29 protein-coding genes are annotated in these 18,909 nt (G+C 66.1%); 9 read left to right on the forward strand and 20 right to left on the reverse strand.

The features are described 5' to 3' along the window. Positions 1 to 88 precede the first annotated feature (88 nt). The 6 genes from QFX32_01065 (at position 89) to hycI (ending at position 5,695) form a co-directional block, all read left to right on the forward strand. The gene (locus QFX32_01065) at positions 89 to 769 is read left to right on the forward strand and encodes a glycerophosphodiester phosphodiesterase family protein (GenBank protein ID MDI9632629.1); all 681 of its coding nucleotides are present in this window, start codon (positions 89 to 91) and stop codon (positions 767 to 769) included. A gap of 121 nt (positions 770 to 890) precedes the next feature. Next, positions 891 to 2,669: an SLC13 family permease gene (locus QFX32_01070; protein ID MDI9632630.1), complete on the forward strand. Its 1,779-nt coding sequence runs from the start codon at positions 891 to 893 to the stop codon at positions 2,667 to 2,669. Positions 2,670 to 2,675: 6 nt separating this feature from the next. Then, on the forward strand, positions 2,676 to 4,043 hold the full coding sequence (locus QFX32_01075) for an MBL fold metallo-hydrolase (GenBank protein MDI9632631.1): 1,368 nt from the start codon (positions 2,676 to 2,678) through the stop codon (positions 4,041 to 4,043). Between the two features lie 65 nt (positions 4,044 to 4,108). Then, positions 4,109 to 4,633: a YeeE/YedE thiosulfate transporter family protein gene (locus tag QFX32_01080; GenBank protein ID MDI9632632.1), complete on the forward strand. Its 525-nt coding sequence runs from the start codon at positions 4,109 to 4,111 to the stop codon at positions 4,631 to 4,633. A 10-nt stretch (positions 4,634 to 4,643) separates the two neighbouring features. After that, positions 4,644 to 5,204 (forward strand): YeeE/YedE thiosulfate transporter family protein, encoded by a 561-nt coding sequence (locus QFX32_01085; protein MDI9632633.1) that lies wholly within the window; start codon positions 4,644 to 4,646, stop codon positions 5,202 to 5,204. Beyond that, positions 5,201 to 5,695: a hydrogenase maturation peptidase HycI gene (gene hycI, locus QFX32_01090; protein MDI9632634.1), complete on the forward strand. Its 495-nt coding sequence runs from the start codon at positions 5,201 to 5,203 to the stop codon at positions 5,693 to 5,695. The genes QFX32_01085 and hycI overlap by 4 nt, the downstream gene beginning before the upstream one ends. A gap of 21 nt (positions 5,696 to 5,716) precedes the next feature. Here hycI and QFX32_01095 read toward each other — a convergent pair whose 3' ends face one another. From QFX32_01095 to QFX32_01160, 14 genes are read right to left on the reverse strand one after another with little or no spacing between them, the layout of a single operon-like run. Then, a complete protein-coding gene (locus QFX32_01095) occupies positions 5,717 to 6,121 on the reverse strand; it encodes a 4Fe-4S dicluster domain-containing protein (protein ID MDI9632635.1) in 405 nt (134 codons plus the stop codon). Next, positions 6,118 to 7,137: an NADH-quinone oxidoreductase subunit H gene (locus QFX32_01100; protein MDI9632636.1), complete on the reverse strand. Its 1,020-nt coding sequence runs from the start codon at positions 7,135 to 7,137 to the stop codon at positions 6,118 to 6,120. Before QFX32_01100 ends, QFX32_01095 begins: the two co-directional genes overlap by 4 nt. Next, positions 7,134 to 8,363: a nickel-dependent hydrogenase large subunit gene (locus QFX32_01105; protein ID MDI9632637.1), complete on the reverse strand. Its 1,230-nt coding sequence runs from the start codon at positions 8,361 to 8,363 to the stop codon at positions 7,134 to 7,136. Before QFX32_01105 ends, QFX32_01100 begins: the two co-directional genes overlap by 4 nt. After that, entirely contained in the window at positions 8,360 to 8,971 is a 612-nt protein-coding gene (locus tag QFX32_01110) for an NADH-quinone oxidoreductase subunit C (protein MDI9632638.1), read from the reverse strand. The genes QFX32_01105 and QFX32_01110 overlap by 4 nt, the downstream gene beginning before the upstream one ends. Continuing rightward, positions 8,968 to 9,402 carry an NADH-quinone oxidoreductase subunit B family protein gene (locus QFX32_01115; protein MDI9632639.1) on the reverse strand — a complete coding sequence of 145 codons (435 nt, stop codon included), beginning with the start codon at positions 9,400 to 9,402 and terminating at the stop codon, positions 8,968 to 8,970. The genes QFX32_01110 and QFX32_01115 overlap by 4 nt, the downstream gene beginning before the upstream one ends. Beyond that, positions 9,399 to 9,749 carry a hydrogenase gene (locus tag QFX32_01120; GenBank protein MDI9632640.1) on the reverse strand — a complete coding sequence of 117 codons (351 nt, stop codon included), beginning with the start codon at positions 9,747 to 9,749 and terminating at the stop codon, positions 9,399 to 9,401. The genes QFX32_01115 and QFX32_01120 overlap by 4 nt, the downstream gene beginning before the upstream one ends. Before the next feature lies 1 nt (position 9,750). Next, positions 9,751 to 11,328, reverse strand: coding sequence for a proton-conducting transporter membrane subunit (locus QFX32_01125; GenBank protein MDI9632641.1), 1,578 nt, complete (start codon positions 11,326 to 11,328; stop codon positions 9,751 to 9,753). Further along, a complete protein-coding gene (locus tag QFX32_01130) occupies positions 11,325 to 11,669 on the reverse strand; it encodes a cation:proton antiporter subunit C (protein ID MDI9632642.1) in 345 nt (114 codons plus the stop codon). Before QFX32_01130 ends, QFX32_01125 begins: the two co-directional genes overlap by 4 nt. Continuing rightward, positions 11,666 to 12,133, reverse strand: a complete 468-nt coding sequence (locus tag QFX32_01135) for an MnhB domain-containing protein (protein ID MDI9632643.1) — start codon at positions 12,131 to 12,133, stop codon at positions 11,666 to 11,668. Before QFX32_01135 ends, QFX32_01130 begins: the two co-directional genes overlap by 4 nt. Further along, positions 12,126 to 12,410, reverse strand: a complete 285-nt coding sequence (locus QFX32_01140; GenBank protein ID MDI9632644.1) for a hypothetical protein — start codon at positions 12,408 to 12,410, stop codon at positions 12,126 to 12,128. The genes QFX32_01135 and QFX32_01140 overlap by 8 nt, the downstream gene beginning before the upstream one ends. Next, entirely contained in the window at positions 12,407 to 12,661 is a 255-nt protein-coding gene (locus tag QFX32_01145; protein ID MDI9632645.1) for a DUF4040 domain-containing protein, read from the reverse strand. Before QFX32_01145 ends, QFX32_01140 begins: the two co-directional genes overlap by 4 nt. Next, positions 12,658 to 13,014, reverse strand: a complete 357-nt coding sequence (mnhG, locus tag QFX32_01150) for a monovalent cation/H(+) antiporter subunit G (protein MDI9632646.1) — start codon at positions 13,012 to 13,014, stop codon at positions 12,658 to 12,660. Before mnhG ends, QFX32_01145 begins: the two co-directional genes overlap by 4 nt. Further along, positions 13,011 to 13,268, reverse strand: a complete 258-nt coding sequence (locus QFX32_01155) for a monovalent cation/H+ antiporter complex subunit F (GenBank protein MDI9632647.1) — start codon at positions 13,266 to 13,268, stop codon at positions 13,011 to 13,013. The genes mnhG and QFX32_01155 overlap by 4 nt, the downstream gene beginning before the upstream one ends. Beyond that, positions 13,265 to 13,792, reverse strand: coding sequence for a Na+/H+ antiporter subunit E (locus tag QFX32_01160; protein ID MDI9632648.1), 528 nt, complete (start codon positions 13,790 to 13,792; stop codon positions 13,265 to 13,267). Before QFX32_01160 ends, QFX32_01155 begins: the two co-directional genes overlap by 4 nt. 343 nt (positions 13,793 to 14,135) lie before the next feature. Here QFX32_01160 and QFX32_01165 point away from each other — a divergent pair, with 343 nt between their 5' ends. From QFX32_01165 to QFX32_01175, 3 genes are all read left to right on the forward strand, one after another. Continuing rightward, on the forward strand, positions 14,136 to 15,545 hold the full coding sequence (locus tag QFX32_01165; GenBank protein ID MDI9632649.1) for a phosphoadenosine phosphosulfate reductase family protein: 1,410 nt from the start codon (positions 14,136 to 14,138) through the stop codon (positions 15,543 to 15,545). Further along, positions 15,523 to 16,131, forward strand: a complete 609-nt coding sequence (gene hisH, locus QFX32_01170; GenBank protein ID MDI9632650.1) for an imidazole glycerol phosphate synthase subunit HisH — start codon at positions 15,523 to 15,525, stop codon at positions 16,129 to 16,131. Before QFX32_01165 ends, hisH begins: the two co-directional genes overlap by 23 nt. 186 nt (positions 16,132 to 16,317) lie before the next feature. Further along, positions 16,318 to 16,848: a hypothetical protein gene (locus tag QFX32_01175; protein ID MDI9632651.1), complete on the forward strand. Its 531-nt coding sequence runs from the start codon at positions 16,318 to 16,320 to the stop codon at positions 16,846 to 16,848. 107 nt (positions 16,849 to 16,955) lie between these two features. On the opposite strand, the gene QFX32_01180 is transcribed toward QFX32_01175, so the two are convergent. From QFX32_01180 to QFX32_01205, 6 genes are read right to left on the reverse strand one after another with little or no spacing between them, the layout of a single operon-like run. Beyond that, positions 16,956 to 17,267, reverse strand: a complete 312-nt coding sequence (locus QFX32_01180) for a hypothetical protein (protein MDI9632652.1) — start codon at positions 17,265 to 17,267, stop codon at positions 16,956 to 16,958. Next, the gene (locus QFX32_01185) at positions 17,236 to 17,574 is read right to left on the reverse strand and encodes a hypothetical protein (GenBank protein ID MDI9632653.1); all 339 of its coding nucleotides are present in this window, start codon (positions 17,572 to 17,574) and stop codon (positions 17,236 to 17,238) included. Before QFX32_01185 ends, QFX32_01180 begins: the two co-directional genes overlap by 32 nt. Next, positions 17,571 to 17,792 carry a hypothetical protein gene (locus tag QFX32_01190; protein ID MDI9632654.1) on the reverse strand — a complete coding sequence of 74 codons (222 nt, stop codon included), beginning with the start codon at positions 17,790 to 17,792 and terminating at the stop codon, positions 17,571 to 17,573. The genes QFX32_01185 and QFX32_01190 overlap by 4 nt, the downstream gene beginning before the upstream one ends. Next, a complete protein-coding gene (locus QFX32_01195; protein ID MDI9632655.1) occupies positions 17,789 to 18,106 on the reverse strand; it encodes a hypothetical protein in 318 nt (105 codons plus the stop codon). Before QFX32_01195 ends, QFX32_01190 begins: the two co-directional genes overlap by 4 nt. After that, positions 18,103 to 18,486: a hypothetical protein gene (locus QFX32_01200; GenBank protein MDI9632656.1), complete on the reverse strand. Its 384-nt coding sequence runs from the start codon at positions 18,484 to 18,486 to the stop codon at positions 18,103 to 18,105. The genes QFX32_01195 and QFX32_01200 overlap by 4 nt, the downstream gene beginning before the upstream one ends. Before the next feature lie 22 nt (positions 18,487 to 18,508). Then, positions 18,509 to 18,871, reverse strand: coding sequence for a hypothetical protein (locus QFX32_01205; GenBank protein ID MDI9632657.1), 363 nt, complete (start codon positions 18,869 to 18,871; stop codon positions 18,509 to 18,511). Positions 18,872 to 18,909: the final 38 nt, after the last annotated feature.

Raw genomic sequence — 18,909 nt, forward strand, 5'->3', positions numbered from 1 at the left:
CGCCGTTTAATCCTGTCCATTCCCGCCCCGTCTGACGGGCGCCGCGGGGGACCATTTTATCGGGCGGGGAGAGAAAGGAGAGTCACCTATGGAGATCATCGCGCACAGGGGGGCATCCGCGAGGGCCCCCGAGAACACCCTCGCGGCGGTACGCCTCGCCATAGGGTGTGCCGATTACGTGGAGGTGGACGTGCGCCTCTCGCGCGACCGCGTCCCCGTGGTCATGCACGATCCCACGGTCGATAGGACGACGAACGGGAAGGGCAGGGTCGGGGACTTCACCGCTGCCGAGCTGCGGGCCCTCGACGCCGGGCAGGGGGAGCACGTCCCGACCCTCGAGGAAGTCTGCGGTCTCGTCGCGGGGAGGACGGGCCTCTGCGTGGAGCTGAAGGAACCGGGCTCCGAGTACCACGTCTGCGACGTCCTCGAGCGCCATTCGCCGCGACCGCTCCTCGTCGTGTCCTTCCACGGAGCATCTCTCGCTGCGGTCCACGAGATCATGCCCGAAGTCCCCCTCGGCCTCGTAAGTTCCCGGCCGGGAATCCCAAGGCCCCGGCGGGACGAGGATGTCCCGCTCCACGCGTTCCTGCCGCGGTTCGACGTCCTCTCGAAAGAGATCGTCCGCGAGGCCCGCGCCCGGGGGATGCGCGTGATCCCGTGGACACTCGACGCCGAGGCAGAGTGGGAGGAGGCCTGCAGGCTCGGAGTGGACGGTTTCGCGACGGACGATCCCTGCAGGGCGAGGGAGTGGGCGGCCAGCCGAAAGTGACGGTCACACCCCGCCCGCACCCCGCGCCGTCCCCGTCCCGCGGTCCGCGGGCGCCGGTCCAGGATGACGGCGGAGAATCTTATTTCCCCGCGCGTCTCCATAGATGCCATGCGGGAACCGGATGGACACACAAGTGATCCTCGTCTCGGGGATCGTCGCGGGGGCGGTCTTCCTCCTCGCGAGCGAGACCCTGAGAGTCGACCTCGTCGCGGTCGTCGTCTGCCTCTCCCTCGCGTGGCTCGGTCTCGTCTCGCCGCTCGAGGCGATCTCGGGCTTTGCGTCGAACGCCGTGATCGCGATGGCGGCAGTCATGGTCCTCGGCGCGGGGCTCGAGAGATCAGGTGTCACCTCGCGGATTGCCACGTGGATCGTCCGGCACGCCGGGGACACGAGGCGCCGCGTCGTCGCCGCGACCTCCCTCTCGGCCGGCCTCATCTCTTCCGTCATCCACAACGTCGGCGCGGCCGCCCTCTTCCTCCCCGTCGCGAGGAGGATCTCGGCGAGGTCGGCTATCCCCGTCTCCCGCCTCGCGATGCCGATCGGTTTTGCGGCGATCCTCGGCGGGACGGTCACGATGATAGGATCCGGCCCCCTGATCATCCTCAACGACCTGTTCCGGGAGGCAGGAGCTGATCCCCTCCCCCTCTTTGCCGTCACCCCCGTCGGGATATTCCTCCTCCTCGCAGGGGTGGCACTCTTTGCCCTCGCCGGCGAGTGGATATTTCCCCCCGGGAGGGACGAGACGGGGAACCGGTCCGTCGCGGAGACGTGGGGGATCGACGGCCCGGTGCTCACGTGCACGGTGAGGGAGGACTCCCCCCTCGCGGGCAAGACGCGCGAGGATATCCGGTTCGAGGACAGGTACGGCCTCGTCCTCCTCGCGACCCGGGAAGGGGACGATATCTCGGTGGCGCCGCCGCGCTCCACGAGGATCGGGGGAGGCCAGCAACTCGCGCTCCTCGGCAGGAGGGAAGATTTCGACCGTTTCTGCGCGGACTGGGGATGCGTCCCCGGCGGGGAGGCGGACTGGTTCGGGGAGATCCTCTCCGAGGGTGGTTTTTCGTTCGCGGAGGTCGTCGTCCGGCCACGCGCATCGATCAGGGGCAGGACACCGCGCGAGATCATGTTCCGGAGGCGATTTTCCATCGAACCCGTCCTCCTCGCGAGGTGCGGGGAAGAGATGCGCGCCGACTTCTCGGACGTTCCCCTCTCCGCGGGGGATATCCTCGTCGTGTTCGGGTCGTGGGAGAACCTCCTCCGCCTCTCGGACAACCCCGACCTCCAGCTGATCTCCAGGCCCGAGGGAGAGCCTGTCCGCCGCGGGAAGGGTGCCCTTGCCGTCGCGATCTTCGCGGGAGCCCTCGCCCTTTCCCAGGCCGGTGTCCCCCTCTCCCTCTCGCTCCTCTCCGGTGCAGCAGCGATGGTCCTCTCCGGGGTGATCGATCTCCCCGGCGCGTACAGGGCAATCGACTGGAAGGTCATCGTCCTGATCGGGGGCATGCTCCCCCTCGGGACGGCCATCGAGAAGACGGGGGCAGCCGCGCAGCTCGCGGGATTCCTCGCGGGGTACCTCGAGGGTGCACACCCCCTCGTGGTGATGCTTGCCATCGCAGTCATCGCAACGGCGCTCTCGCTCGTCATCTCGAACGTCGCGGCAACCGTCCTGCTCGTCCCGATCGCGATGCTCGCGGGGGAGAGTCTCGGGATAGACCCGAAGTCCCTTGCCCTCCTCGCCGCGGTCTGCACCCAGAACAGCTTCGTTCTCCCCACGCACCAGGTCAATGCCCTCCTCATGGGACCCGGGGGATACCGGACGAGGGACTACCTGCGGGCGGGGAGCATCATGACCGCCATTTTCATTGCCGTCGCCGTTACCCTCATGTATCTCCTCGCTGCATAGACCGGTATGATAATCCGGCAGTTCTTCGTCCCCGGGATCGCGCACAGCTCCTACCTCGTCGCAGTGGACAGGGAGTGCGCGGTCATCGACCCGGCCCGCGACGTCGGGAGGTACGTGTTGGCAGCGCGAGAGATGGGCTGCACCGTCTCGTGCATCCTCCAGACGCACCTCCACGCGGACTTCGTCTCCGGGCACCTCGACCTCGCGGAGGAGACGGGCGCGCCAATCTACGCGCCGCGGGCGGGAAGGTGCGCGTTCCCCCACGAACCCGTGGCCGAGGGCGACGAGGTGCACCTCGGGAACGTCACGTTCCGGGTGATCGAGACGCCCGGCCACACCCCCGAGCACGTCTGCTACGTGGCGACCGACACGTCCCGCGGGTCCACGCCGGTCGCGCTCTTCTCGGGCGATACCCTCTTCGCAGGCGACGTGGGCCGGCCGGACCTCTTCCCCGGAAGGGCGGAGGAGCTCGCCTCGGCACTCTTCGAGAACCTGCACGCAAAGGTCCTTTCGCTCCCCGACGAGTGCGAGGTCTATCCGGCCCACGGCATGGGATCGCTCTGCGGGAGGGCGATCTCGGCGAAGAGGACGACTACCATAGGGTACGAGAAGAAGTACAACTACGCGCTGCGGATAAGGGACCGGGACGAGTTTGTGGAGGCCCTCACGTCCCGCATGCCCGCGGCCCCCGACCACTTCGCGCGGTGTTCCGAGATCAACCGCGCGGGTCCGGCCCTGATGCGCACGCTCCGGGGCCCCTCGCCGCTCCGGCCCGGGGAGTTCCACGCGCGGTCGCGCGAAGAGGGCGCGGTCATCCTCGACGTCCGGAGCTACCCCGCCTTCTCGGGTCTCCACGTCCCGGGTTCGTGGCACATCGACCTCTCGGGGAACTTCGCGACACAGGCAGGATGGGTCCTCCCGCCGGACAGGGAGATCGCCCTCGTCGTGGACGACTGGAGACAGGCACGGGAGGCCGCCCTCCAGCTCCGGCGCGTCGGCCTCGACCGCGTCGGGTGGTACCTCGACGGCGGGATGCTCGACTGGGCGGCTTTAGGTCTCCCCGTCGACAGGGTGCCCCTCGTTTCCGCGGCAAGAGCACACGCGCTCGTCTCCGGCAGGCGCGCGGTCCTCGTGGACGTCCGGTCGAGGGAGGAACACGAGTCCGCCCCCGTGCCCGGCGCCGTGCACATCCCGTGGCACGACCTCCGGACCCGCTCCACGGAGCTCGATCCGCGGGCGCCGACGATCGTCATGTGCAGGGGCGGGCAGCGTGCGAGCATCGCGGCGAGCATCCTGAAGATGAAGGGGTTTGCATCCGTGTGCAACCTCGCGGGAGGGTACGCCGCGTACAGGAAGGGGGGATTTGCCCCCTGAATTCGCATCCCGCGGGGAAGGGATTATCAGGCTGGAGTGCCCGTCATTGAGATCGTGGTATCCGGATGATCGAGTGGTTCTCTGGTGCGACGTGGTCGCCGTACATCGCGGGCGCGGGGATTGGAATCCTCGTATGCCTGTCGTTTCTCCTCTCCGACCGGCCCCTCGGGGTCTCGACGGCGTACGCGAAGACGGCGGGGATGGTGGAGAAGTACCTCTTCCGCGGGGACGTGACATCGATGCCCTACTACAGGCAGGTGGTCCCCGCCGTCGACTGGCAGTGGACGATCCTCGTCGGCGTGGTCGCGGGGGGTTTCCTCGCGGCGTACAGTGCGGGGACGCTCTCCCTCTCCGCGGTCCCGCCGCTCTTTGCCAGTGCTTTCGGCGGGGGAACGGTCTTTCGGCTCGCGGTCGCGGTCGCGGGCGGGATCCTCATGGGCCTTGGTGCCCGCTGGGCCGGCGGGTGCACCTCGGGCCACGGGATCTCGGGCACCCTGCAGCTCTCGCTCTCGAGCTGGGTCGCGGTCGCCTGCTTCTTCGCCGGCGGCATCCTGACGGCAGGGATCCTCTATGGCTTCCGCTTCGGGTGAGGGGAGAACCATGGTGCGACTCGAGAGGCTGTGGCAGGAGAAAACACTCCAGTCGATCCTCGGGCTTGCCATCGGCACCGCGTTTGGGTTCCTGCTCCAGAAGGGGGGTGTGACCCGGTACGACGTCATCCTCGGCCAGCTCCTCCTCTCTGACTTCACCGTGCTGAAGGTGATGTTCTCGGCGGTCCTCGTCGGGATGGTCGGTGTGCATGCCATGAGGGCCGCGGGCCTCGTGCGGCTCCACGTGAGGGAGGGTTCCCTCGGCGCGACGGTCGCGGGGGGGCTGATCTTCGGCGCCGGGTTTGCCCTCCTCGGCTACTGCCCCGGCACTGCCGCCGCGGCCTCCGGGTCGGGAGCACTCGATGCCGCGGTCGGGATGGCGGGAATCGTCGTCGGCGCGGGGATATTCGCGAGGATCTACCCATTCCTCGAGGGGAAAGTCCTCGGGTTCGGGAGGTTCCCCGCGGCCACGATCCCGGAACTCCTCGGGGTCCCGCCCGGTCGCGTCGCGGCGGTCTTCTCCGTCCTGATCGCGGCATTCCTCGCAGTGCTCGCGGCATCCGGGATATGAGTGCGGGACGGGCCACGTGGACCGCGGGGGACCTGCCACCCGGCGGGGAAAAGAATGTCCTCATGGGGGTCGGCAACCCCCTCCGCCGCGACGACGGCGCCGGGAACTACGTCGCGCGGACGTTCCGGCACCCCGGGTGGCTCGTCCTTGACTGCGGGACCGTCCCGGAGAACTTCACGGGGATCGTGAGGAAGGTCCGCCCGCCCCTCCTCGTGATAGTGGACGCCGCGGAGATGGGCCTCCCCGCCGGCGCGTGCAGGATCATCCCCCGGGAAAAGATACGCGACGTCTCGTTCGGGACCCACCAGCTCCCGCTCCACGTGGTCGCAAGCTACCTCGGGGGCCTCCCGGGGGAGACGGTCATCGTCGGGATCCAGCCGCTCGCCGTGGATTTCGGGGAGGGACTCACCGGGCCGGTGCGGCGGGCGGCAGACGGGCTCGTTGCCCTCCTCGCGGGGGGGAGGCTCCGGGAGATCCCGGTTCTCGCGTGACGCGGTTGCCCCCTTCCCCACTCACTCCACGATCAGGTTCTCCGCGTACCGGTCCTCCCCCGCGAGGAGGAACTCTTCGGTCATCGAGAGGCAGTTCTTCGGGCAGATGCTCGTGCACTGGGAGCAGAAGATGCACTGCCCGACCCAGATGCGGACCTTCTTCGTCACCGGGATGAAGTCGATCGCGTGTGCCGGGCACACCTTCACGCAGAGCGTGCACCCGATGCAGCTCTCCCGGTCGTACGCGATCTTCCCCCTGTACTGCGGCGGCGTGGGAACCGGGGGGTGAATCCGGGCCCTGCCCTCCCCCGCGTCGCGCAGGAACCGCCTCACGGACCGCGGGAGGTACTTCGCGGGGAAGAGGTTCGTCGCGGGCCTCCTGAAGAGCTGGCGCAGGAGCTCCGGGACGAGGGGCAGCCCCCTCACGGGATCACCCCCAGCAGGTGTGCCGCCGCGACGTCGGCCATCAGGAGGACGAGGCCGAGGAATGCCGCGACCGGGAGGTACACCCAGTAGAACCTGACGAGGTCGTTGATGCGGAACCGCGCCATCGCGACGCGGACGAGCGTGACCGCGAGGAAAGAGACCGCGAAGGTCTTGCCGAGGAAGAAGAGGAGGTCCGCGGCCGCGGCGAGTGCCGGCGGCACGGCAAGGAGGGAGGAGATGTTCCACGGGAGGAAGATTGCCACCGCGACGGCGGAGAAGACGAGTGTCTTTACGGCCTGCGAGAGCGAAAACATCGCGAGATTCCTCCCCGAGTACTCGACGAGCAGGCCCCCCGCGAGTTCCGTCTCTGCTTCCGGCGTGTCGCACGGGATGCGGGAGAGCTCGGCGGGGGTGACCGCGGCGAGCACGAGGAGGAGGACGAGTGCCCCGAGTGCGCCGAGGGGCCCGGTGACCGACCACACGGGGGTCTGCGCGATGGACTGGAGCGCGAACGGGTGGGAGATCCCCGCCGCGCCGAGTCTCCACGCGACCCCTATGACGACGACCGCGAGCGGGAACTCGTACGCGATCATCGTCACCATCTCGCGCTGGGCTCCGACCGTCGCGTACGGCGATCCCGACGCGAATCCACCGGCGACGAGCGCGAGCGCGGGGAGGGTGAGGAGGTACATCACGAGGACGAGGTCGCCGTCCGCGCCGAGAACCGGCGGGAAGCTCCCGACCGGGACGTAGAAGAGGACGAGGATGCTGGACGCGAGCGCGATGACCGGTGCCGCGTTGAAGAGCCACGGGACCGCGTGCGCGGGAACAACGCTCTCCTTCTGGAGGAGTTTGAGGGTGTCGAGGAACGGCTGCCACACGGGCGGGCCCACGCGCGCCTGCATGCGGGCGGCAAGTTTCCTGTCGATGCCGGAGAGGAGGAGCCCCGCGGCGAGGGCAAAGAGGGAGAGGGCGGTGCACGACGCGGCGAGCACCGCGACGTCGGTCGGTGTCATCCCTGCAGCCTCCTCGTCTTCTCCACGGAGAGGCGGTGGAGATCATCCTTCGTGAGGATCTCCCTCCTCCCGTCGCGCACGATGGCCACCCTGTCAGTGCAGGAGAGGCAGGGGTCGATGGACGCGACGATGATGGGGATGTCGGCAACCTGAGCCCCCCGGAGCATGGGTATCCACGACATCAGGTTGGAATACGAGGACGCCTTGACCTTCCACGCCGCGGGGGAGTCCTTCCCTTCCATCCTCACGTAGTGGAGGCATTCCCCGCGGGGGGCCTCGACCCTCCCTATCCCCTCGCCGACGGCCTTCTTGCACGTGGCGAGAAGCTTGGGGAGTTTCTCCTCGGCCGTGACGGGGCCGGCGGGCATCTCGGAGAGGCACTGCCTGATGATTTGGCACGACTGGCCTATCTCGAGGAGCCTCACGACGATCCTGTCGTAGACATCGCCGTGGGTTTTCCCGAGGTACTGCCCGGGGAGGACCGCCCGGACATCGAGGTCCCCGTACGCGGCGTACGGGTAGTCCTGCCGGAGGTCGACGTTCACCCCCGAGGCCCTCGCCGTGGGTCCGACGGTGCAGAGGCCGATCGCGTTCTCCCGGGAGAGGACCCCGACGTCCCTGCACCGCGCGCGTATCGTCGCGTCGTCGAGGAAGAACGAGAGGAGGGTCCCAAGGAGACTCTCGTACCGGTCGAGGCACCTCTCTATCACCGGGTGCTGTTCCGGCAGGATGTCCCTGCGCACCCCGCCGACCTGCACGATCCCGTAATTGACGCGGTTTCCCGTCAGGTTCTCGATGACGTCCATTGCGTCCTCCCTCACCCTCCACGTGAGGTGGAGGAGGGAGTCGAAGCCGAGTTCGTGCGCCGCGACGCCGGCCCAGAGGAGGTGTGACTGGATCCTCTCGAGCTCGTGCACGATGGTCCTGATGTAGTCCGCGCGCTCCGGGACCTCGATCCCCGCCACGTCCTCGACGGCCATGGAGAAGGAGAGGGAGTGGACCACGCCGCAGATCCCGCATATCCTGTCCGTGAGGTGGACGATCTGGACCGGGTTCCTCCGCATCCCCATCCACTCGATTCCGCGGTGCGTCTGCCCGGGCGCGAAGTCCACGTCCCTGACGACCTCGCCCTCCACCTCGAACGTGAACATCACGGGCTCCTTGAGGGCAGGGTGGTTAGGACCTATGGGGACCCTGTAGGGGGCCTTCTTCGTCTCCTCCTTCATCCCGACCCCTCCGCGCGGGAATCGCCGTTTTCTCCCGGCCCGCGGCCCGCGGGGGGTGCCGGCCTGCCCTCGGGCCTCCGCAACCTCCATAGTTCCCTCACCATCCCCGCAGGAACCCCGGTCTCGTCCTTCCTCCACGGGTAAATGCCCTCGGGGAAGTCCTCGGGGAGGAAGAGGCGCCTCCCGTCCGGGATGCCGACCACCCTCACGCCGAGGAACTCCTGTTTCTCCCTCTCCGAGAAGACCGCTCCCGGGACGAGGTCGGAGATCGTCGGGACGGTGAGGTCCGTTTTCGGGAGGTCCACCGCGAACGTGACCATGCACTCGCCCTTCGGGTGGCCGTACTGGACAGAGAAGATGTAGCAGAGCCTCACCGCGTCCCCGGTGTCCGCACCCGCGATCACCGAGAGGTGGGGGAACTGGATCTCCCTGAGGGCCTCCACCGCGGGCTTCAGGCTCTCCCTGCCGATGTCGATCCAGATCGTGGCGTGGGGGACCTTCTTCTTCCCCTGCACCCTCCTCCGGATCGACACGGACCTGATGGCCGCGCCGAGCCGCGAGCGGAGGTGTTCGACCAGCTCCTCCGGCGCGAGGGTCCTCTCGCTCACGTCCCCACCCCCTCCAGCCTCTCGAGTTTCTCGAGGGCCTTCACCACGCCGTGGACGATCGCCTCGGGCCTCGGCGGGCAGCCGGGGACGTACACGTCGACCGGGATGACCTCGTCCACGGGGCCGTCGAGGTTGTACGAGTCGTAGAAGACGCCGCCCGAGATCCCGCACGTCCCGATGCACATCACGAGCTTCGGGTCGGGGATCTGCGCGTAGACGCGGAGGAGCCGGTCCCTCATCCTGTGGACGACGGGGCCCGTCACGAGCATCACGTCGGCGTGGCGCGGGCTCCCCACGAGTTTTATCCCGAACCGTTCCGGGTCGTACCGCGGGGTGAGCGTGGCCACGATCTCGATCTCACACCCGTTGCACGAGCCCGTGTTGAAATGGTAGACCCACAGCGACCTGTTGAAGGAGGGATTGAGTTTCATCGGAAGACCACCACCGCGACGAGGAAGAGGGCCGAGATCCCCATGTACCACAGGACGTAGTCGTGGAGGTCGCCCGTGTGGAGGGAGACGAGCCTCTCGTAGTAGCCGCCCATCGCGTCGAGGAAACCCCAGTAGAGATTGCCGGCGCGGACGTGGAGGAGACCTCCCCCGGGCTCCGGGTTCCCCGAGAGGAACGGCTCTTCCTGGGGAGTCCCCTCCTTGTACCCCCTCTCGCCGAGGGCGTAGAGGAGCAGGGCGATTGCCCCTGCGACGGCGGCGCCGAGGATCCACGCGACGGGGTTCCAGAATCCGGTGCCCGTGTCGAGCACGAGGAGGATGTCTGCCACGTCACGCTCCCCCCGAGAGGACTGCCGCGATGTACATCCCCCTGTCCGCGAGCGCGTGCGCCGCGGGGGCAACCAGCGTATCCACCACGAGCGAGGGGAAGAGGCCAAAGAACACGACGACGAGCGCGAGTATCCCCATCCCGGCGAGCATCGGGAGAGGCACTTCCTCGACGTCGCGGTACTCGGGCAGGACGGGGCCCATGAAGATCGAGTGGAATACCTTCACGAACGAGGCGAGCGTCAGGATACTCACCACCATGGCGATGACAGAGAGGGCAGGGTTGAAGGCGAAGACGGACTCGTAGATCATGAGCTTCGATGCGAACCCGTTGAAGGGCGGGATCCCCGCGATCGCGAGCGCGCCGATGATGAAGAAGACCATCGTCCACTTCATCGAGTGGCCCAGCCCCCCCATCCTGTTCAGGTCGTACGTCCCCACCCGGTAGAAGATCGCCCCCGCGGTGAGGAAGAGGAGTCCCTTGTACATCGCGTGGTTGATGATGTGGAATAGCCCCCCCTCCATCGCCATGTACCCGAATGCCTCGAGGAACGGCCTGTTCCCGAGGACGGCGAGCCCGACGCCCACGCCGAGGAGCATGTACCCCGTCTGCGAGATCGCGTGGTACGCCATCAGGCGCTTCACGTTCTTCTGGGGAATCGCCATCGTCACGCCGACGACCATCGAGAGCACGCCGAGGACGATGACGAACCAGCCGACGCACGCCGCGTTCAGGACAACCCCGTAGAGGGAGAAGACCACCCTGAAGAGCCCGTAGAGGCTCGCCTGGCTCGCGACGACGAGGAGGGCGGTCACGGAGGAGGGGGCCATCGAGTACGCGTCGGGCGTCCAGAAGTGCATGGGAACGGCCCCGCACTTCATCGCGAGGGCGGCGACGAAGAGGGCGAGCGCGACCTTGTCGAGGAGGGTGAACTGCATCCTCTGGGCGATCAGGGCCATGTTCAGGGCGTTGTACTCCCCGTAGTAGATCCCGATCGCGATGAGGATCGCAAACGCGCCGAGGGTGCTCAGGACGAAGTACTTGATCGCGGCCTCCACGGCGGGTCCCCCGTCGATGCGGAACGCGACGAGGCCCGCGGACGCGATCGAGAGGATCTCGAGGAAGACGAAGAAGTTGAAGACGTCACCCGTGGAGACCATCCCGAGGATGCCGGTGACCATCAGGAGGAAAAGGGTGTAGAAATTCCCCAGGCCAGAGTGTCCCCTCTCGCTCGCGAGCGAGTAGACGATGACCGAGAGCGAGGAGACGGCAGCGATCACCAGCATGAGCGCGCCCATCTGGTCGACGGCAAAGACGATCCGCACCGGGATCCCCCCCGAGTCCGGCGGGACCGCGAGCGCGGCGGACCCTGCACCGAAGACGTAGATGCGCGTGCCGTGCGCGTACACGTCGGATGCGAGGACGAGGGCGAGGAGGGACGTGATTCCCATTGCGCCGCCCACGAGGACGGCCCTCGCCGCGTGGCTCACCTTCCCCGAGAAGGGCGCGACGAATGCGGCGAGGAGCGGGACCACGACCATGAGGGCGGGCGAATGCTCGACGACGAACTGCGGGATCATCCCCGGAGCCTCCTCATGAAGCCGGTCTCGATGCTCCCGTACTTCCTCCACACGATGACGGCAAAGGAGAGCAGGAGCGCGGTCGTCGCCACCCCTATCACGATGGAGGTGAGCGTCAGTGCCTGCGGCGTGGGCAGTACCATCGTCCCCTCCGGCGCGTTCGTGTAGATGGGCGCGATCCCCCCCTCGCGGTACCCGAGCGAGACGAGGAACAGGTTGACGGCGGACTCCACGATGACGAGCCCGAGGAATACCTTGATGAGGTTCTGCTTGAGCACGATCGTCGCGAGGCCGATGAGCAGGAGGGCCACGATCGCCACGTACGGGAGGCTCCCTATCATCTTTCCCCTCCCGCGGCGGGAACCCTCGAGAGCATGTAGAGGAGGACGAGCGCGAGTCCTCCCCACACCTCCACCCCGACCGCGATGTTCATGACCGGGATGACCCCCGCGGTGTTCATGTCCCCCGGGTTTGGGCCCGAGGGAACGGGCGTCCCGAAGAGGAGCCCGCTGTTCGCGAGCACGTTCGCAAAAAAGGGCATCCCGGCGAGGAGCCCGAGGATGCCTGCCCCGGCGAAGAGGAGGAGGCCGATGGATTCCTGCGCGGAGAAGGTGGATTTCTTGAGCATCCCCCCGAACTCTTCGCGGCCGAACGCGACGAGGACGAGGGCCGCGGCCGTCGCGACGACCGCCCCACCCTGGAACCCGCCGCCCGGCGTCAGGTGCCCGTGGACGATCACGTAGAACCCGAAGACGACGATGAAGGGCGAAAGGATCGACGCCCCGGTCCGGACGACCTTACTCATCGCCACGTTCCTCGCCCTCCCTCATCTCCCTGAGTACGAGCCCCACGCCGGTGACCGCGCAGAAGAGGACGACGGATTCCCCGAGCGTGTCGAAGCCCCGGAAATCGAACACGATAGAGGTCACGATGTTGTTTGCAGCCGCCTGGGCCTGGCCGTTCTCGATGAAGTACGTGTCCATGTCCGATGCCGCAGGGTGGCCGAAGGAGAGGAACGCGGGTATCGTGGCAAGGCCGGCCGCCCAGACGAGGAATATGGAGAAAACGAGCCACCTCCTCACGACGCTCCCCCCTCGTAGCGCGTCGTGCACCGGATGGCGACGACGAAGATCGCGGTCGTCAGCCCCGCGCCGATCGCTGCCTGGGAGATGGCGACGTCGGGGGCCTGGAGGATGTAGAACTCGAGGGAGACGAGGAACGAGAAGAACCCCGCGGTGAGCGCGGCAGCGAGGAGGTCCCTGAACGAGAAGACGAGGAGGGCCGAGACGACGAGCCCCGCGAGGACCGCCACGTGGAGGACCGGTTCTATCACGGGTTCACCTCCGCGAGGCGGTCGACGACCGCGAGCGCGGGTTTTATCCCTGCCCGGTGCGCTCCCCGCGCGATGGCGTGGGACCCGATGGCATTCGTCACCGCGAGCGCGATCGCCGCGACGAGTGTGTGGAGGAAGAGGGCGATGTACTGGGGGTCCCCCGTCCCGATGAAAAGGGCAGCACCGTACACGATGACCGAGAGCGCGGTGAATACCGAGCCAAAGGTCGTCATCTTCGTCGTCGCGTGCATCCTCGTGTACACGTCGGGGAACCGGAGCAGCCCGAGGATCCCGAGGGCGTTGAACACCGTCCCCACGGCGAGGCAGGCGAGCACGATTACCTCCGCCGTCACAGGTCACCCCCGATGTACTTCGCGACGTAGAGCGTGCTCACGAAGGAGAGGAGGGCGTAGACGATCGCGACGTCAATGAAGATCACCTGGCCGTACACCACGCCGAGCAGGATGAGCACTGCCACCATGAGCGTGTTGACGGTGTCGACGGCGACGGCGCGGTCCGCGATCGTCGGCCCGAGGACGAGCCTAAGAAGCGCGATGCAGATGAGCACGACGAGGACGAGGGCCGCGAGATCGAAAGGCGCGTTCATTCCGCGATCCTCCGTATCCACGAGGGGATATTCGCGAGGGAGAACAGTTCACGCGCGTCCACCGAGGGGAGGGATTCCCAGCCTGCAGGCACGTTGATGTTGTGGACGAAGAGCTCGTTCGTCTCCTCGTCGACGTCCACCGTGATCGTCCCGGGCGTCAGGGTGATCGAGTTCGCGAGGAGGAAAACGCCGAAGTCAGTCTTCATCCCCGACGGGACCCTGATGATGCCGGGCCTGACCTTCCCCGTGATGACGCGGTACGCGACGTCGAGGTTCGCGCGTGTCACCTCGAGGAAGAAGGGGCCGAGGAGGTAGACGGGGAGGAGGAGCAGGCGGACGGGATTTGCCATCCTGAAATCGTCCCGCCGGCAGAGGACACGCGCGGTCACGACGGCAGCGAGGACTCCTACGAGGATCGCGGCGACGATCTCCGGCGCGGACCACAAAAGGAGTGTCCCGCTCCCGGCGGAAAAGAGGAGGTAGACGAGGAGGGCCATTCCGAAAGTCGCGAGGTACGCCTTCATTCCGGCCCCCCGCGCCGATGGTACATATGCCCAGCAATTCCGTTCGCAGTCATGGGAATCACGGTTGGAAACTTGGAAGCCCGCGTGCCCGTGCTCGGCGGGCGGGGCATTTCGCACATCGCGGGAACAATACATCACGATTGATAATGAAGATACCGGAATCGCGGAGATCCGGGTGCGGGGATTCCCCGTCGGGGGCTGGACGGGCGGCAGTCCCACGGCCGGGCCCCCCTCTCTGGCCGGACACCGTGATACCCGGCAGGGCCGTTCCCCGCGCGCATTCCGTGGGATGGGGCAGGCGCGTGGATATTTATGGAGGGGTATTTCCAATAAGTACGGTACAATGCGGTCGCCCCTCTCCTCACGCGGGCAGCTCTCGTGGTGCGATGCCTGCCACACCCCCGTCCTCTCGCGCGCGTGCTCGCGCTGCGGCAGACCGACGCGGAAGGTCACTCTCACGCCGCCGGGGGATGCCCGCCCCGCGTTCCCGGCCGACATCGCGCTCGTCAACAGGATCTACGCGGATCATTTCGGTTCCCCCCTCGTCCCCGAGGGGAACCTCGCCCTGCTCAACAAGGTCCCCGACACGGACCGCATGGAGGAGGTGATCGTGGGGGGCGGCGTCGCAGGCGCGATCCGCTACCTTCCCGCGGAGCACCGGTGGGAGGCGATCCCGCGCGTCGAGGCCTACGGGCTCCTGAAATCCCCAAGGAAATGGGTCGTCGTCGACGGCGGGGCCGCCGCCGCGATCCGCGTGAAGTCGGCGAGCGTGCTTGCCCCCGGCCTCGTGGAGATCGAGCCGTCGGTCAGGGCGGGCGACGAGGTCTTTGTCCTCGACGAAGGAGGCGAGTGCATCGCGGTCGGCAGGGCACGGGTGGATGCACCGGTCGCCGCGTCGATGGAGAGGGGACTCGTGGTGAGGACCCGCAGGACGTTTTCGTCGCTCTGCGTCCCGGGGAGGGCGACGTGGGATGACGCGGTCGCCGCGAACGCGGCGGTGCTCGGGGAGAGGGAAGGGGAAGCGGTGGAATTCGTGAGGAACGTCGCGAGGAGCCACGCGCTCCCGGTAAACGTCTCGTACTCGGGGGGAAAGGACAGCCTCGCGACGCTCATCCTCGTCAGGAAGGCGCTCGGGGACGTCCCGATCCTCTTCGCGGACACGGGCCTCGAGTTCCCCGAGACGTACGGGAACGTCGACGACGTCGCGGAGACGTACGGCCTTCCCGTCGAGAGGACGTCGGGGAGAGACGCATTCTGGGATGCCTTTTCGGTGCACGGCCCCCCGTCGCGCGACTTCCGGTGGTGCTGCCGCGCGGCGAAGCTCGGTCCCGTGGAGCGGCTGATCAGGGAGAAATGGGGGGAGTGCCTCTCCTTCATCGGGCAGCGGAAGTACGAGTCGGCGCGGAGGATGGCGAGCCACCGCGTGTGGAGGAACCCCCACGTCCCCGCGCAGGTCTCCGCAGCCCCCATCCACCACTGGACGGCGCTCCACGTCTGGCTCTACCTCTTCCGGGAGAAGGCTCCCTACAATCCCCTCTACGAGGAGGGAATCGACAGGATCGGGTGTTTCATGTGCCCTTCGAGCGATGTTGCAGTGATCAGGAACGTCATCTCCCGTTACCCTGACCTCTGGGAGGGGTGGGCAGGGAGGCTTCGCGAGTGGCAGCACGCGCGGGGACTCCCGGACTCGTGGGTGGAGGACGCCGCGTGGCGCGTGAGGGAAGTGTCCGGTGAAGACGATTGCAATTGTTGACTACGGCCTAGGGAACCTGAGATCGGTATTCCGGGGGCTCGAGAAGGCGGGTGCACGCGCCGTCATCACGACGAATCCCGACATGGTAGTTTCCGCGGACGGGATAGTCCTCCCCGGGGTCGGGGCATTCCGCGATGGCATGGACCAGCTAGGGGAACTCCAGGGGACGATCCTCGGTGCATCCCGGTCAGTCCCGGTCCTCGGGATCTGCCTCGGGATGCAGATGATGCTCGAGTGGAGCGAGGAGCACGGGCTGCACAGGGGGCTTGGCCTCGTTCCCGGAACCGTGCGCCGGTTCCCGAGGGTCGCAGGGTTCAAGGTACCGCACATGGGGTGGAACTCGCTCTCGGAAGTAAAGGCGGAAAACCCACTTTTCCACGGGATCCACCCGGGGGACCACATGTATTTCGTCCACTCCTACTACGCGGATACCGATTTCGCCCACACCCTCGCGAGGACGGAGTACATCATCCCGTTCGCGTCGGCGGTGTGGGACGGGAGGAATGTCTTTGGGGTCCAGTTCCACCCCGAGAAGAGTGGCACACGCGGTCTTCTCCTCCTGAGGAATTTCCTTGATCTCCTGTGATAAAATTCGGGGAAATGGCAACCCTTCGGGTGACTTCGCGGAACACTCCCGGTGCGAGTCCTCCAACCGATCTCCCCCACGGGATGAAGGATTTTTTGTTTCGCCGTACTACTGCCCGTTCCAAAGGCAAACCATATCAGGGAGAGCAGCTCACCTGTCACCATGTTCCCCCGGCTGCGTTCCCACGTGAGCGCTCTGGCGGACCTTTCGCGTGCGATCCTGTTCCTTTTCACCTTCGCACTGGCAGTCCCCCTCCTCACCGGTGCAATCCTTGGAATCCCGGAGAGCAGGATCCTTCCCCTGATTGCGTCCGCATTCGTCCTGCAGGGCGCAGCCCCGCCCCTCGGACACCCCCTCGGGCTTTCTGACCCCGTCATCATATTCCTGATGGCATCATTTGCAGTCGGCGTGGTGACCTGCATCCTCGAGATCTGCGATGCACTCTCCGTGACATCGGAACGGCTCGCGCGATGGATCAGGAAAGTCGGGGAGATCATGGAGAAACATCCATCGATTCGCTCCTACGGCGCCATCTCGTGCATCTTCATCGCATGGATACCCGGCATCGGGCTCTACGGCACTCCCGTGATTGCCTGGATCCTCGGCTGGCCGAAGGCCCCCACCATCATCTTCACGACGGCAGGTTTCGTGATCGCATCCGGACTGGTGCTCACGGTAACAGTGTTCGCCGAGAATATCCACCGCGCCCTCTCCTAAAGAACCTTGGGCACCCAATCGGTAGATGTGCGAATGATGGGGAGGTGACGTTGCACAATTCACTTTTTTTTTGCGGAAAGTCGCAACCAGAAATTAAAAAGGATTTTTCACTCACCCGGATTTTCCGCGGTGAGGTGGAGGGTGATAATCCCGTTGCAGGCCTTGCACGCGTAGAATTTTTCCGTCCAGCAGGAAGCACAGGCCCACCTCCCGCAGAGGGCACATTGCCTCAAGTCTTTCCTCGGGAACGTCGTGTTGCAGAGGTCGCACGAATAGCGGGAGAAACTGGCAGGATCCTTTTCGGGGGGATCCCCCTGCCTCCTCACCCTCTCGATGTCCTTCCTGATGCGGGTGATGAGGTCTTCCCCTCTCTCTTTTTCCAGGCGATTACCTTGGGACCTGCTTTTCCAGAGCCTCAATCCTCTCCTCCAGACTTGCGAGTTCCTCACCGAATTCTCTCTCGAATTTCCGGAGTGCTGCCATCCTCTCCTCTTCTCTCGCGATGAGGGGGAGATTCTCGTCCCTAAAACGCTCGGCGACGGGACGCCCGACGAGGCCCCATTCCTCGACGAGGCGGTCGAACTTCCTGTCGAGGTACTCGTCGATACGGCTCTCGATCGGGCGGGCAATGTCAATTCTCCCCGAACTCCCCCGGAGGAAGTAGTAGAGCGCGAACGCGATGAGGGCGATGAGGATGAGCAGGAGGAGGACTTCTGCGAGTGTCATGTCCGCTGCCTCCTCACGCGGTCGAGCCTTTCCTCGAGTTCCGTGAGTTTCGCGGATGCGGCGGCCTCGAATCCCGCGCACTTCCGCGCCTCCTCCTCAAGGGCAGAGAGGCGGGCGGGGAGGTCGCCGAGGTCGCGGCGCGTCGCGAGGCCCCACTCCCTGATGAGGTCTTCCATGCGGCGGTCGAGGTACGATCCCAGGTAGTCCGGCACTCTCATTGTCCCTCGAGCCTCCTTATCTCCCTCTCGAGGGCAGAAGCCCTCTCTTCAAGTCTCTCCCTGTTTTTCTCAAGGAAGTCGATCTGCCTGTGGACCCGCTCTATTCGCCGCTCTATCTCCCTCAAGTGCATCGTGGAGACGAGCCCCCACTCGCCCACGATCGCGGGGAAATTGCGATCGAAGTACTCGTCGAGGTCCTTTTCCATCGTCGGGAGGATCCCCCCGATTGCCGTGGGGATCTCCCGGAGGGATTCGAGCGGGAAGTACGATTCTCCCGTATGTTTCCGCGTCACGTAGTCGGTCACCGGTATCACCCGAGCCTCTCCTCTTCGCGGGCGATCTTCGCGAGCATCTTCTCGAGTCTCGCGAGCACTACCCTGTCCTCGAGGCGTTTCAACCTCTTCTCCACGATGCTGTGCCGCGCGAGGATGTCGCTCTCAAGACCCCTCGTCTCCTCGTCGAGTCTCCTCAGTTCCTCCATGTCCTGCCGGGAGATCCGGTAAAACGGCCTCCCCCTCTGTTCCATGTCGGCCTTCAGGAGCTCGATCTTCGCCCTCTCGAGCTCGAGCTGGGCGAGCCGAGGCCCGGAATACATCAGGCGGAACTCCCTCACGATGAAGTAGAGGATGACGAGGCCGAGAAAGAACAGGAGGACCGGGATGTAGGCCTCGAATGTGATCCACACGTCAGCCATCTCTCGCCTCACCCGTGGTGCATCAGAGGTCCTTCTCCCCGAGCTTTTTCTTCACTGATTCGATGCCCTTACCGATGGACTCCTCCACCTTGCCCACTGCCTGCGCAGCACGCTCCTTCATGGGGGGCACCCTCGTCACCACCACCTCGCCGCCGGGGACCGCCCCCGCCTCGGCGATGTCCTCGGGGCTCAACCGGATGAGCCCTTCCTCCACCAGCGTGTCCGCGTAGACAGTGACAACGACGGGTTTCGTGCCAGTCCCTGCGGAGATCTCCACTTCATCACCCTCATTGATTCCGAGGGCCTTGAGGTGCACTTCGTTGATCCTGGCCCGCCCGCGACTCGGAAAGACCCTCTCCATGACCTTTAGTTTCAGGCTACCCATACGTGAAGGAAGGGCAGCAATGGTATATAATGTCACCC

Source organism: Methanolinea sp., from assembly GCA_030055515.1.
Lineage (GTDB): Archaea > Halobacteriota > Methanomicrobia > Methanomicrobiales > Methanospirillaceae > Methanolinea_A.

Bases quoted from the DNA above. Each gene is read 5' to 3' on its own strand.
- QFX32_01065 (MDI9632629.1), top strand. From the start codon at position 89: ATGGAGATCATCGCGCACAGGGGGGCATCCGCGAGGGCCCCCGAGAAC.
- QFX32_01070 (MDI9632630.1), top strand. From the start codon at position 891: ATGGACACACAAGTGATCCTCGTCTCGGGGATCGTCGCGGGGGCGGTC.
- QFX32_01075 (MDI9632631.1), top strand. From the start codon at position 2,676: ATGATAATCCGGCAGTTCTTCGTCCCCGGGATCGCGCACAGCTCCTAC.
- QFX32_01080 (MDI9632632.1), top strand. From the start codon at position 4,109: ATGATCGAGTGGTTCTCTGGTGCGACGTGGTCGCCGTACATCGCGGGC.
- QFX32_01085 (MDI9632633.1), top strand. From the start codon at position 4,644: ATGGTGCGACTCGAGAGGCTGTGGCAGGAGAAAACACTCCAGTCGATC.
- hycI (MDI9632634.1), top strand. From the start codon at position 5,201: ATGAGTGCGGGACGGGCCACGTGGACCGCGGGGGACCTGCCACCCGGC.
- QFX32_01100 (MDI9632636.1), bottom strand. From the start codon at position 7,137: ATGACACCGACCGACGTCGCGGTGCTCGCCGCGTCGTGCACCGCCCTC.
- QFX32_01105 (MDI9632637.1), bottom strand. From the start codon at position 8,363: ATGAAGGAGGAGACGAAGAAGGCCCCCTACAGGGTCCCCATAGGTCCT.
- QFX32_01115 (MDI9632639.1), bottom strand. From the start codon at position 9,402: ATGAAACTCAATCCCTCCTTCAACAGGTCGCTGTGGGTCTACCATTTC.
- QFX32_01125 (MDI9632641.1), bottom strand. From the start codon at position 11,328: ATGATCCCGCAGTTCGTCGTCGAGCATTCGCCCGCCCTCATGGTCGTG.
- QFX32_01130 (MDI9632642.1), bottom strand. From the start codon at position 11,669: ATGATAGGGAGCCTCCCGTACGTGGCGATCGTGGCCCTCCTGCTCATC.
- QFX32_01135 (MDI9632643.1), bottom strand. From the start codon at position 12,133: ATGAGTAAGGTCGTCCGGACCGGGGCGTCGATCCTTTCGCCCTTCATC.
- QFX32_01155 (MDI9632647.1), bottom strand. From the start codon at position 13,268: ATGAACGCGCCTTTCGATCTCGCGGCCCTCGTCCTCGTCGTGCTCATC.
- QFX32_01160 (MDI9632648.1), bottom strand. From the start codon at position 13,792: ATGAAGGCGTACCTCGCGACTTTCGGAATGGCCCTCCTCGTCTACCTC.
- QFX32_01165 (MDI9632649.1), top strand. From the start codon at position 14,136: ATGCGGTCGCCCCTCTCCTCACGCGGGCAGCTCTCGTGGTGCGATGCC.
- QFX32_01185 (MDI9632653.1), bottom strand. From the start codon at position 17,574: ATGACACTCGCAGAAGTCCTCCTCCTGCTCATCCTCATCGCCCTCATC.
- QFX32_01190 (MDI9632654.1), bottom strand. From the start codon at position 17,792: ATGAGAGTGCCGGACTACCTGGGATCGTACCTCGACCGCCGCATGGAA.
- QFX32_01200 (MDI9632656.1), bottom strand. From the start codon at position 18,486: ATGGCTGACGTGTGGATCACATTCGAGGCCTACATCCCGGTCCTCCTG.
- QFX32_01205 (MDI9632657.1), bottom strand. From the start codon at position 18,871: ATGGGTAGCCTGAAACTAAAGGTCATGGAGAGGGTCTTTCCGAGTCGC.